The following is a 285-nucleotide window of genomic DNA, read 5'->3' as shown; positions in this document are numbered from 1 at the left end:
GGAGCCAGATTTGAACTGACGACCTTCGGGTTATGAGCCCGACGAGCTACCAGGCTGCTCCATCCCGCGTCCGAATGACTTGATAATTAATACCAAGAAAGCCTATAACTATTTAATTCTGTTATAAGAGAATTACAAATTTAAACTTTTGTAAGAAGTTGGTTGCGGGAGCCAGATTTGAACTGACGACCTTCGGGTTATGAGCCCGACGAGCTACCAGGCTGCTCCATCCCGCGTCCGAATGACTTGATAATTAATACCAAGAAAGCCTATAACTATTTAATT

1 tRNA gene is annotated in these 285 nt (G+C 43.5%); it reads right to left on the bottom strand.

Going from position 1 to position 285, the window contains the following annotated elements:
• Window positions 1–159: 159 nt before the first annotated feature.
• Window positions 160–236: transfer RNA gene (locus B7C41_RS19990), tRNA-Met, on the bottom strand.
• Window positions 237–285: the final 49 nt, after the last annotated feature.

The sequence above is a fragment of the Cognaticolwellia mytili genome, from assembly GCF_002104475.1.
In the GTDB taxonomy this organism is placed as follows: domain Bacteria; phylum Pseudomonadota; class Gammaproteobacteria; order Enterobacterales; family Alteromonadaceae; genus Cognaticolwellia; species Cognaticolwellia mytili.
The sequence above is the reverse complement of the archived record's forward strand: the minus strand, read 5'-3'. Positions and strand labels throughout refer to the sequence as shown.